The organism is Nonomuraea fuscirosea (assembly GCF_003001935.1).
GTDB lineage: Bacteria > Actinomycetota > Actinomycetes > Streptosporangiales > Streptosporangiaceae > Nonomuraea > Nonomuraea fuscirosea.
In genome coordinates this window covers 635,164-648,226 of sequence record NZ_PVNG01000003.1, presented here as the reverse complement: position 1 = coordinate 648,226, position 13,063 = coordinate 635,164, and the positions used below count along the sequence as shown (strand labels likewise).

Sequence of the window (13,063 nt, the reverse complement as noted above, 5' to 3'; positions counted from 1 at the left end):
CTATCGAAGGATGGCTGATGGAAGCGAGCCCTCGTCTCGTATCGCTCTCTCCCGCGCGACTGGCCGGCGTGCGCCGGCGGACCGGTGACCGTTCCGACAGGACCATCACCCTGGCCTGCGCCGCCGGGCTCGCCTACTGGGCCACCGGCCAGAGCCCCGACCGGCTGGACCTCACCCCCGCGACCCCGTTCGCCGACGTCCTCGACTGGGCGGGAGACCATGAGCGTGTCGCGGGGTGGGAGGTCGGTGCGGACGGCCGGAGCATCGTCGTGCCCGGCGGCGTCGACCCGGCCGAGGCGCAGCTGGCGCTGGACGACCTGGCCGACTTCCCCGACCGGCCGGTCGGCACCGTGGGCCCCTCCAGTGTGGCGGCCCGGCTGGAGACCCTGGCCAGGTGGAACGACACCAGGGCCGACCGGGAGCGCCCCACCATCGTGGAGATGTTCCGCGAGCAGGCCAGGACCAGGCCGGACGCCGTCGCCATCGTGGACGAGCGGCGGTCGCTGACCTACCGCGAGGCGGCCGCGCTGTCCAACCAGCTCGCCCACCACCTGATCGAACGCGGTCTCACCGCCGAGCAGATCGTCGGCGTCTCGCTGGACCGCTCCGCCGAGATGGTGCTCGGCCTGCTGGCCGTGCTGCAGGCCGGGGGCGCGTTCGTGCCGCTGGACCCGCGCTGGCCGGCCGCGCGCCGGGCGGTCGTGATCGCGGACGCCGGCGTGGTGCTGCAGCTCGACGGCTCGGGCGCGGGCGCGGCGGGCGAGCCGGAGGCCGTGGCCGTCGATCTGGACGCGTGGCGGTTCGGCGCTTACCCGACCGGGGACACCGGTGGGGACATCCCCGGCCCCGCGCTGGCGTACGTGATCTTCACCTCCGGTTCGACCGGGCGGCCCAAGGGCGCGATGATCCGGCACGAGGCGATCAGCGAGCGGCTGCTGTGGCAGAGCCGCGAGATCCTCGGCTTCGGCCATGACGACGCGTCGCTGTTCAAGGCGCCGCTGTCGTTCGACATCTCCATCAACGAGATCTTCCTGCCGCTGGTGTGCGGCGGCCGGCTGGTGGTGCTGCGGCCCGGCGGCGAACGCGACCCGCACCACCTGCTGAGCGTGATCGCCGGGCAGCGCGTCACGTTCACCTATCTGGTGTCGTCCATGCTGGACGTGCTGCTGGAGATCGAGGGCGGCTCCGGGCGGCTGGACAGCCTGCGGCACGTGTGGTGCGGCGGCGAGGTGCTCACCCCCGACCTGTACGAACGCTTCCGCACCCGGCTCGGCATCCCCATGTACCACGGCTACGGCCCGGCTGAGACGACGATCGGCGTCTCGCACGTGATCTACCGGGGCGCCGCCGAACGACTGTCCACCTCGATCGGCCGTGCCAACCCCAACACGCAGCTGTACGTGCTGGACGACGAGCTGCGCCCGGTCCCCTTCGGCGTCGGCGGCGAGCTGTACGCAGGCGGTTTCCTGCTCGGCCGCGGCTACGTCAACGCGCCCGGCCTGACCGCCTCCCGCTTCGTGGCGAACCCGTTCGCCGGCGACGGCTCCCGCCTGTACCGCACCGGCGACCTGGCCCGCTTCGCCCCCGACGGGTCCCTGGACTTCCTCGGCCGGGCCGACAACCAGGTCAAGATCCGCGGCATGCGGCTGGAGATCGAGGACGTCGAGATCGGCCTCGCCGAGCACCCCCGTGTCCGGCACACCTGCGTCGTCGCCAGGAAGAACGCAGCCGGCGGCACCTATCTGGTCGGGTACGTCATCCCCGTCTCCGGCGACGGCGGCCTGAGCCCCGACGAGGTCCGGGCGTGGGCCGCCGAGCACCTGGTCGAGTACATGGTGCCGGCCCACGTCGTCGTGCTGAAGGAGTTCCCCCTCACCGCGAACGGCAAGCTGGACCGCGCCGCGCTGCCCGAGCCGGAGCTCCGTACCGGCTCGGCCGCCGCGCCCGCCACCGAGAACGAGCGGGTCGTGTGCGCGGCCGTCGCCTCCGTGCTGCGGCTGGAGGAGGTCGGCCCGGACCAGAACTTCTTCCGGCTCGGCGGCGACAGCCTCATGGCGATCTCCCTGATGAGCGCGTTGCGCGACGCGGGCCTGCACGTCACCGCGACGCAGATCTTCACCAACCTCACCGTGGGCGCGCTGGCGGCGGTGGCCGTCCCGGCCGAGGCCGCGTCGGCGGACCTTCAGGACGTCCCGACCGGTCCCTTCGCGGGCACACCCATCGTGCGCTGGCTCGCCGGGACCACGGACGCGATCGACGGTTTCGTGCAGTCCGTGGTGCTCAACACGCCGGACGGGCTCACCGCCGACGCCCTCGGCGAGTTGCTCACCGCCCTGGTCAGGCGGCACGACATGCTGCGCGCCCGGCTGGTCCGCGACGAGCCGTGGGGGTTCCACGTCCCCGAGCCTGACACGGCCGTGGCGAGCTGGGAGGAGAGCGACCGGCCGCTCGACGAGTGTGTGGAGCTCGCCACCGCGGGGCTGAGCCCGGACGACGGCGTGATGCTGCGGGCCGTGTGGCGGCGCGCGTCCCGGCAGCTCGTGCTGGCCGCCCACCACGTGGTGATCGACGGCGTCTCGTGGCGGGTGCTGATGGACGACCTGGCCACAGGGTGGCGGCAGCTCGCCTCGGGCACGCCGGTCGAGCCGCCGCCGGTGGGCACGTCGTTCCGGCGCTGGGCGCAGCTGCTGGAACGGGCGGCGTCCGAGGCGGACCCCGGCCACTTCCAGCGCCCCCTGCCCGGTCCCGACCGCCCGCTCGGCCGGCGTCCCCTCACCGGCTCCGACGTCGTCGCCAGGGAACGGGTACGCACCGTCACGGCCGGGCCCGACGTCACGGCGGCGCTGCTCGGCGAGGTGCCCGCCAGGTTCCACGCCGGGGTCGGCGACGTCCTGCTGACCGCGCTCGCCGTCGCCCTCGCCCGGTGGCGGCGCGACCTCGGGCAGGAGCAGACGTTCGCGCACATCGAGCTCGAAGGGCACGGCCGGGAGGCGCGGTTCGTGGCCGGCGCCGCCGGTTTCGAGCCCGACCTGTCGCGGACGGTGGGCTGGTTCACCACGTTGTTCCCGGTGACCGTGGACCCCGGCGCGGCGGCCGACCTCACCGGCCCCGCCTATCTGTCGGCCGCGCTCAAGGCGGTCAAGGAGGATCTCGCCCGGGTGCCGGACAACGGGATCTCCTACGGGGCCCTGCGGTACCTGGCCGGCGTCGCGTTCGACGCGCCCGCCCCGCAGGTGCTCTTCAACTACCTGGGCCGCTACGACGCGGGCACGCCCGGGGACTGGCAGCTCGCCGGCGCCACCGGGCAACTGGGCGAGAAGCGCGATCCGAAGATGCGGCTGCCGCGCGCCCTGGAGTTCAACGCCATCGCCGAGCCCGGGGCGACGGGGGCGTACGAGCTGGTCACCAGCATCTCGTGGCCGGACGGGCTGTTCACCGACGAGGACGTCGCCACCATCGGCGGGTACTTCCTGCGGGCCTTGACCGGGCTGGCCGCGCTCGACACCGGCGGCCACTCCCCCAGCGACTTCGCCGCGGTCACCCTCACGCAGGCCGACGTGGACGCGCTCGACGGCCCGGCGCTGCTCGACGTCCTGCCGCTGACGCCGCTGCAGGAGGGCCTGTACTTCCACTCGGTCTTCGACGACGACTCGGCCGGCAGCTACGTCGAGCAGCAGATCCTGATGCTCGACGGTGAGGTGGACGCCGGCCGGCTCGCGGCCGCGGCCACCCGGCTGCTCGCCCTTCATCCGAACCTGGCCGCCCGGTTCGTCGCCCTCGCCGACGGCCGGGTGGTCTCGGTGCTGGAGAGCGGCGTGACGGCGCCCTTCCGCACCCTCGATCGTCCCGGCATCACCGGTGACGAGCTGCGCGACCTGGCCGAACGTGACCGCCGCGCCGGGTTCGACCTGGCCGCGGGGCCGCTGACGCGCTACACGCTCGTCCGTACCGGGCCGGGGCGGAGCGTCCTGGTGCAGACCGTGCACCACATCGTCGCCGACGGCTGGTCGGTGCCGCCGATGCTGCGGGCGCTGCTGGCCGAGTACCACGCGCCGGGGAGCGTGCACGTACGGGACGGATTCGCCGGGCACGTGCGCGCGCTCGCGGCGCGTGACGGCGACGAGAGCGACCGGGTGTGGCGCGAGCAGCTCGCCGGGCTGCCCGGCCCGTCGCTGGTCGCCGAGGGACACACCCCGTCGGGGCGGTTCGCGGAGACCGGCGTCTCCGGTGAGGACCTCGCGGCGCTGGACGGCGACGTCGACGCCGCCGCGCGGGCGGCCGGCGTGCCGCTGAGCGTCGCCGTGCACAGCGCGTGGGCGGTGACGCTGGGCGGGATCCTGCAGGGGCGGGACGTGGTGTTCGGGTCCACGGTGTCCGGGCGCGACGCGGACGTTCCGGGCATCAAGGACATGGTGGGGCTGCTCATCAACACGATCCCCGTACGGGTCCGGTGGTCGAACGACACGACGGCGCGTGACCTGCTCGCCTCGGTACGGGAGCACCAGAGCGCGGTGCTGGAGCACCAGCACGTCTCCCTGACCCGGATCGGCCGCCTGGCCGGGAGCGGGACGCTGTTCGACACGCTGGTGGTGTTCGACGTGCCGACGGACGTGGCGTCCCTGCGCAGGCCCGGCGACGAGTTCGTCATCAGCGACCTGGTGAACGAGGGGGCGCCGCACTATCCGCTGACGCTGGTGGTCGAGCGGGAGGCGGGCGGGCGGGCCCGGTTCAACCTGATCTATGACGGGGAGCTGCTGCGGGAGTCACGGGCGCGGGCGGTCCTGCTGACCTTCACCCGCACCCTCACCGGCCTGCTCACCCGACCGGACTCACCGGTCACCGCGGCGGTGAACGCGGACGGGGTGATCACGCCGGTGACCCTGGGGGGGCTGTTCGACGCCGCCGCGCGCCGTGACCCGGCCGCCACCGCCGTCACCCAGTGCGCGCTCGACGGCGGCACCCGATCGATGACCTACGGCGAGCTGGCCGCGGCCAAGGACGAGCTGGCCATGGCGCTGCGCGCCGCCGGGGTGCGGCCGGGCGAGCGGGTCGCGGTCGCCGTTCCGCGCTCGCTGGAGCAGGTCGTCGCGCTGATCGCGGTCGTCAGCGCGGGCGGCGCGTACGTGCCGCTGGACCTGGCCTATCCGGACGAACGGCTGGCGTACGTGCTCGCCGACGCCGCCCCGAAGGTCGTCCTCGTGGACGGGACGGAACGGGAGCGTTTCACTGAGCTGGCGACCAGGGCGGGAGTGCCGGCCCGGGTGCTCACACTGGACGGCGAGGTGTCGCTGCCCGGGCAGGAGGGCGAGCAGCCGCCGGACGGCCGGGATCGGGGGGCGCCGTCGGACGCGCGGGATGGCGAGGTGCCGTCGGACACCGCCGCAGCCATGGCCGAAGCCGACTGGAACGACCCGGCATACGTCATCTACACCTCGGGATCGACCGGCCGGCCCAAGGGTGTCGTGGTGCCGCACTCCAGCGTGGTGGCGCTGCTCGCCGGCACCCAGCCCGACATGGGGTTCGGCCCGGACGACGTGTGGGTGCAGTTCCACTCCTTCTCTTTCGACTTCGCGGTGTGGGAGCTGTGGGGCGCGCTGGCGTACGGCGGTGAGCTGCTGCTGGCCGAGTACGCGCTGACCCGCTCCCCGCTCGACTTCCACCGCCTGGTCCGCGAGCGCGGGGTGACCGTGCTGAACCAGACCCCGTCCGCCTTCTACCAGTTCGCCGAGGCCGACCGGCACGCCGGCCGGCCCGTCACGTCGCTGCGCCGGATCATCTTCGGCGGCGAGGCGCTCGATCTGGGACGGCTGCGCGGCTGGGTCGAGCGGTACGGCACCGCCTCGCCCGAGCTGGTCAACATGTACGGCATCACCGAGACCACGGTGCACGTCACCCACCGGGTCCTGACCGGCGACGACTTCACCGCCGGGGACGTCAGCCCGATCGGCGGCCCGATCCCCGGCCTGACCACCTACCTGCTCGACGACCGGCTCCGCCCGGTGCCGCCGGGCCGGGTGGGCGGCATCTACGTCGCGGGCGACCAGGTTTCGCTTGGTTACCTGGGCCGGCCGGGGCTGACCGCGAGCCGGTTCGTGGCCGACCCGTTCGCGGGTGACGGGTCCCGGATGTACCACACGGGTGACCTGGCCCGGCGGACGATCGACGGCGAGCTGGAGTTCGTCGGACGGGCCGACGACCAGGTGCAGCTCAAGGGCTTCCGCATCGAGCTGGGCGAGGTGGAGTCGGCGATCAGGGGACTGGACGGCGTCGTGGACGTGGCCGTCACCGTGGCGGCCGGCGGCGGCCATCTGGTGGCGCATGTGGTGGGGCAGGTGTCCGATGACCTCACCGGCCCGCTGTCGGCGAAGCTCCCCGCGCACATGGTCCCCGGCCGCGTGCTGCACGTGGACGCCCTCCCCCTCACGGTGAACGGCAAGCTGGACCGCACAGCCCTCACCGAACGCGCGACCGCCCTGGACGACGCGCCGACGTACGCGACCGGCGACTCGTGGGACAGCCCGCCCGCCACACTCGTGAACGACCGCCCCACGTCTACCCCTGACACGACCAGGTCTCGCCTCGACCAGACCGCATCCACCCTCGACGGAAGTGCGTTCGTACACGACCGGCGCGCATCCGCTCTCGGCCGCACCTCGTCCGCCCACGAGCGGCCCGTGCCCGCCGGGGACGGCGCACTCGCCGCGCTGGTCAAGGTCTTCGGGGAGGCGCTTTCCGGCGTTGACGCGGATGCCGACACCGACTTCTTCGTCGCCGGTGGGGACAGCATCGTCGCCATCACCGTGGTCAACCGGGCCAGGGCGCTCGGACTGCCGATCACGCCGCGCGACGTGTTCCTGCTCAGGACCCCGCGTGCGCTCGCCGCCCACGTGCGCACCCACGCCCCGCCGGTCACGGCACCCGTCCGTCACGAGGACGGCCCGCTGACGCCCACGCCGATCATCCTGCGTCAGCGGGAGCTGGGCGGCTCGCTGGCCAGGTTCGCCCAGGCCAGGACGCTGGTGGCGCCTGAGGGCACCCGGTTCGAGGACGTCGAGCGCGCCGCGAACGCCGTCGTGGCCGCGCACCCGATGCTGCGGCTGCGGCTGCGTACCGAACACGGCGTATGGACCCTGCGCACCGACCCGCCCCACCGGATCACCGTCACCCGCCCGGAGGCAGTCACCGACCCGGCGGCCCTGGCGGACGAGCTGGCCGGGCGGCTCGATCCCGAGGCCGGGGAGGTGGTGGCGTTCGCGTGGCTGGCGGCGAGCCGGACGCTGGTGATCGCCGTGCACCACCTGGCCGTGGACGCGGTGTCCTGGCTGATCCTGCTGGACGACCTGGCCACCGCCCTGCGCGGCACGCCGCTCACCCCGCCGACCACCTCCTACGCCGAGTACGCCGACGCCCTGGCCACGGAAGCCACCCAGGCCCAGGCGGTCGGCACCCTCGACCGCTGGATCACCACACTCCAGGCGCCCCCGCTGCTGTCCAAGGCGACAGGCGAGCCAACGACTCTGTGTGAGACCACCGTGGAGCTCCCGCCCGAGTTGACCACCGCCGTGGCCCGCACCGCGCCCGTCGCGCTCGGGCTCGGGCTCACCGAGTTGCTGTGCGGCGCGCTGCGTGCCGCGCTGACCCGCGTCCAGGCCGCACCCACCGACCTGGCGATCGAGCTGGAACGCCATGGCCGCGTCCCGGCGGGCGACCGGCACGACTACGCCCGCACGGTCGGCTGGTTCACCTCCATCGCCCCCGTACGGCTCACACCGCACACCGACCCGGTCGCCGCGGCGCGGGAGCTCACCGAACGTCAGCCGGACGAAGCCGATCATGTCGCCTACGGCCGGCTGAGGTACCTCAACCCGCAGACGGCCCCGCTGCTGAGGGCCCGCCCGCAGGTGCTGTTCAACTACCTCGGCCGGGCCACCGAGTCCCAGGCGCTGCACATCACCGGCGGCGACCAGGGCAGCCCGTACGCGGTCGAGGTCAACGCCTGGATCGACGCGGGCACCGGCACCCTGCGCGCCGCCTTCACCCTGGCGGACGCGGTGCCCGACGAGCTCACCGCGTACTGGCGGCAGGCCCTGGAGCAGGTCGCCGAGGCCGCCGCGACGGCCGAGCGGACGGCCCCGGTGACCCCGTTGCAGCGCGGCCTGTTCTTCCAGGCCCAGCTCGCGGGCTCGGCCGGTCACTACGTCGCGCAGAACTACTTCACCTTCGACCGGCGGCTCGACCCCGGCGCCCTGGCCGAGGCGATGGCGTACGTGATCGCCCGGCACCCGGTCGTGGGCGCCGGCTTCGCCACCGACGCGGCCGGGAACCCCGTCCAGGTGCTCGCGGCCGGCCGGCGCGTCGGCGTGCGGACGATCGCCCTGTCGACGGACGCCGAGGTCGAGGCCCTGTGCGCGAGGGACCGCGACACCGGCTTCGACCCGGGCGAGCCCCCGCTGATCCGGCTGACCGTGGTACGCCGGCCGGACGGCCGGGACGGCCTGCTGTTGAGCTACCACCTGCTGCTGTGGGACGGCTGGTCGCGGGAGATCGTGCTGCGCGACCTGTTCGACGCCTACGAGACGGCCCTCGCAGACGAGCCACCGACCTCGGGGCCAGTGGGCGAGCCGCTTGGCCCGGTGCCGGCCGCGCCGAGTTTCGAGGAGTACGCCCGCGCGCTCGACGCCAGGGATCCGGACCCGTCGCGGCGTTTCTGGGCCGAGCATCTGGCCGGGCTGCCGGGCCCGACGCTGCTGGCCGGGCCGGCGCCGGTCCTCTCGGACGCCCTGCCGCGGGCGCTCGTGCACACGCTGTCCGCCGAGCAGTCCGACCTGCTCAGGGAGGCGGCCAGAACGCACGCCGTCACCCTGAACTCGCTGCTGACCGGCGCGTTCGGCCTGTTGCTCGGCGCGCACACCGGCCGCGGTGACGCCGTGTTCGGGGTGACCGTCTCCGGCCGCGAGGGCGCGGGTCTGGACGGCATCGTCGGCGTGCTGCTCAACACCGTGCCCATGTGGACGCGGCCCCGCCCGTACGAGACGGTGGGCGAATACCTGTCGGGCGTGCAGGCGGCCAGGGTCGCCGCGATGGAGCACGAGCACCTGGGGCTGGGCGAGATCCAGCGGGCCGGCGGGCACGACACCCTGTTCGACAACCTGTTCGTGCTGCAGAACTTCCTGGACCTGGACGCGCTGGCCGCGATGAACGCCCGCCACGGCATCACCTCGGTCAGAGCGGACGACTCCACGCACTACCCGTTCACCTGGGTGATCACGCCGGGCGAGCGGTTCACGATCAAGCTGGAGTACCGCGACGACGACCCGGAACGCGCCCGCGCCCTGCTCGACGACTATCTGCGCGTGCTCGGCGAGGTGGCCCGCGCGACCGGGCCCGTGGGCGGTCTGCCCGGGTTCGGGCCGGAGCCTGAGCGGGCCCCGCGCACGGAGGTCGGCACCGACACCGTGGTCGACCGGTTCGACCGGGCGGCGGAGCGCAGCCCGGGGCGGGTCGCGCTCGTCGCCGACGGCAGGACGATGACGTTCGGGCAGCTCCAGGAGCGCAGCCGGGCCGTGGCGGGGGTGCTCGCCGCGCGCGGGCTCGGGCCGGACAGGACCGTGGGCCTGGCGATCCCGCGCTCGCTCGACTCGATCGTGGCGCTGTTCGCGGTGCTGCGTGTCGGGGCCGCGTACGTGCCGCTGGAGCTGGACCATCCGGACGAACGGATCGCCGCGATCGTCGCCGACGCCCGCCCGGACGTGATCCTCACCGTGAGCGCCGTCTCCCCCCGCCTCACCGGCGCGGCGGGGGGCGGCGAGCCGATCGAGCCGGACCGGCCACGGCCGCGGGCCGACCTGATCGAGCTGGATCGGCCGCTGCCGGAGGCCGAGCCGGTGGCGACGTTCGCGCCGGACGACCCCGGCCGGCTGCGCCACCCGGCGTACGTCATCTACACCTCGGGCTCGACCGGCAGGCCCAAGGGCGTCGTCACCGAGTACGCCGGGCTGACCAACATGCTGATCAACCACCAGCGCCGGATCTTCGAGCCGGTGCTGGCCGAGCACGGGCACCGGATCTTCCGGATCGCGCACACCGTGTCGTTCGCGTTCGACATGTCGTGGGAGGAGCTGCTCTGGCTCGCCGACGGCCACGAGGTGCACATCTGCGACGAGGAGCTGCGCCGCGACGCGCCCCGGCTGGTCGAGTACTGCCTGCGGCACACGATCGACGTCGTCAACGTGACCCCCACCTACGCGCAGCAACTGGTGGCCGAGGGGCTGCTCGACGACCCGGGACGGCGGCCGCCGCTGGTGCTGCTGGGCGGCGAGGCGGTCACGCCGGGGCTGTGGCGGCGTCTCGACGAGACGGAGGGCACGGTCGGCTACAACCTGTACGGCCCGACCGAGTACACGATCAACACCCTCGGCGTCGGCACGTTCGAGTGCCAGGACCCGGTGGTGGGCGTGCCGATCGACAACACCGACGTGTACGTGCTGGACCCGTGGCTGCGCCCCGTGCCGGACGGCGTGCCCGGCGAGCTGTACGTGTCGGGCGTCGGCATCGCCCGCGGTTACCTCGGGCAGCCGGGTCAGACGGCGCACCGGTTCGTCGCGTGCCCGTACGGGGAGCCGGGCGAGCGCATGTACCGCACCGGCGACCTCGTGCTGCGGCGGCCGGACGGGAATCTCGCCTACCTGGGCCGCACCGACCAGCAGGTCAAGATCCGCGGCCATCGGGTCGAGCCGGGCGAGGTCGAGGCCGCCTTCACCGCGCATCCCGCGGTACGGTTCGCCGCCGCGGTCGCCCAGCCGGACCCGCAGGTGGACGGCGCGTACCGACTGGCCGCCTACCTCGTGCTGGACGGCGCCGACCTGGCGCGGGTGGCCGCCGAGGTGGGCGCGGGGCTGCCGGACTTCCTGCGGCCCACCCACTACGCCGAGGTGGCCGCGATCCCGCTGACCGTGAACGGCAAGGCCGACGTCAAGGCGCTGCCCGAGGCCAAGCCGCTGGGCGCGCTGAGCACGGCGGGCGAGCGGCGGCCGGCGACCGAGAACGAGATCCTGGTGTGCGAGTTCTTCGCCGAGGCCCTGGACCTGGATGATGACGAGGTGAGCGCGGTGAGCGACTTCCTGTCCCTCGGGGGACACTCCATGCTGGCGGTGCGGCTGGTCGGGCTGCTCCGCCGTGAGTACGGCCCCAGGATCACCATCCGTGACCTGTACGCCCTGCGTACCCCGGAAGCGATCGCCCGGCACCTCGATGACCACTCCTGACGAGATGACCACTCCCGACGAGATGACCGCACCGGACGAGATGGCCCCTGCTGACGAGACGACCGCACCGGACGAGACGGCCGTTCCTGACGCGCCGGCCCCGCGCGCGGGGATCCTGCGGACCACGCTGCGGCGCAACGTCGGCGCCATGGCGGGCGGCACCCTGCTCATGGGCCTCTACCAGGCCGGCGAGACCGCCTTCCCGATCGCGCTCGGCCTGATCGTCGAGCACACGATGCGCGAGCGCGACCTCGGCCGGCTCGGCCTGTCGATCGCGGCGCTGGCCGTGATCATCACCACGGTGTCGCTGTCGTGGCGGTTCGGCATGCGCGTCCTGCAGAAGGCGAACACGACCGAGGCCCACCGCTGGCGCGTGCGGGTCGCGGCTAGCGCGCTGCAGCCGGTGGCCAGGGACACCGGCCTGAAGTCCGGCGAGGTGCTGACCATCGCGACCGAGGACGCCGACCAGACCGCCGACATCATCGAGGTGGTGCCGCTGCTGATCAGCTCGCTGGTCGCGGTGCTGATCACGGCGGTCGCGCTGGGCCTGGCCGACGTCCGGCTCGGCCTGCTGGTGATCGCGGGCACGATCGCGATCCTGTCGATCCTGAGCGTGATGTCGAAACGCATCGGCGCGAGCACCCGCGAGCAGCAGGCCAGGGTGGCGCGGGCGGGCGCGAAGGTCGCCGACCTGATCAGCGGCCTGCGCCCGTTGCACGGTTTCGGCGGCAACCACGCGGCGTTCCGGTCGTACCGGAGGGTCAGCACGGAGGCGAAGAGCCAGGCGATCACCGTGGCCAGGGTGAACGGCGCGTACGCCGGCGTCGCGCTGGCGCTCAACGCGGCCCTCGCCGCCGCGGTGACCCTGACGGCCGGCTGGCTCGCGTTCGAGGGCCGGATCGGCATCGGCGAGCTGGTCATGGCCGTCGGGCTGGCGCAGTTCATCATGGAGCCGCTCCGGCTTTTTTCGGAGATGCCGAAATACGTGATGATCGCGCGCGCGTCGGCCGAGCGGATGGCGCTCGTGCTGGCCGCGCGCCCGGTGATGACCCCGGGCACGGGGCGCCCGTCCGCCGGCGGCGACCTGGAGGTGGACGGCGTCCGGTACGGGTCCCTGCGCGAGCTGAAGTTCCACGTGGCCGCCGGCGAGTTCGTGGCGATCGCCGCCTACCAGGCGCAGGCGGCGGCCGACCTCGCCGCGGTCCTGGCCGTGCGCGTCCCGCCCGGTGCCTACGAGGGCGTGGTACGGGTCGGCGGGCAGGATCTCGCCGACCTCCCGGTCGAAGGGATCAGGGAGCACCTGCTGGTCAACCCGTACGACGGAGAGATCTTCGCGGGCACGCTGCGCACGAACATCGACCCGTCCGGCACCGCGCGCCTGCTGCCCGAGGCGGTGGCGGCGTCCATGCTGACCGACGTCGTCGCCCTCCACCCCGAGGGGCTCGACCACGGCGTCCGCGACCGCGGCGCGAACCTGTCGGGCGGGCAGCGCCAGCGGCTGTCGCTGGCCCGCGCCCTGGCCGCCGACGCCGGCATCCTGGTCCTGCACGACCCGACGACGGCCGTCGACGCGGTCACCGAGCAGCTCATCGCACGCAACCTCGCCCGGCTCCGCGCGAACCGCACCACCGTAGTGATCACCAGCAGTCCCGCCTTCCTCGACGCCGCCGACCGCGTCCTCGTCCTGGACGGCGGCGTCATCACCGCCGACGACACCCACCGCGGCCTGCTCGGCACGGACGCCGGCTACCGCCAGGCCGTGGCCCGCTGAGCCATCCGCAAAAGCCGCCACACACGAA

2 protein-coding genes are annotated in these 13,063 nt (G+C 73.7%); both read left to right on the top strand.

The genetic code is table 11. The annotated features are described in order from the left end of the window. The first annotated feature begins 17 nt into the window (after window positions 1–17). Window positions 18–11,264, top strand: a complete 11,247-nt coding sequence (locus B0I32_RS57560; RefSeq protein ID WP_219911706.1) for a non-ribosomal peptide synthetase — start codon at window positions 18–20, stop codon at window positions 11,262–11,264. A 4-nt stretch (window positions 11,265–11,268) separates the two neighbouring features. Continuing rightward, on the top strand, window positions 11,269–13,035 hold the full coding sequence (locus B0I32_RS09925; RefSeq protein WP_245955714.1) for an ABC transporter ATP-binding protein: 1,767 nt from the start codon (window positions 11,269–11,271) through the stop codon (window positions 13,033–13,035). Window positions 13,036–13,063: the final 28 nt, after the last annotated feature.

Excerpts from the sequence above, each read along its gene's own strand:
- B0I32_RS09925 (WP_245955714.1), top strand. The coding sequence starts at position 11,269 with ATGACCACTCCCGACGAGATGACCGCACCGGACGAGATGGCCCCTGCT.
- B0I32_RS57560 (WP_219911706.1), top strand. The coding sequence starts at position 18 with ATGGAAGCGAGCCCTCGTCTCGTATCGCTCTCTCCCGCGCGACTGGCC.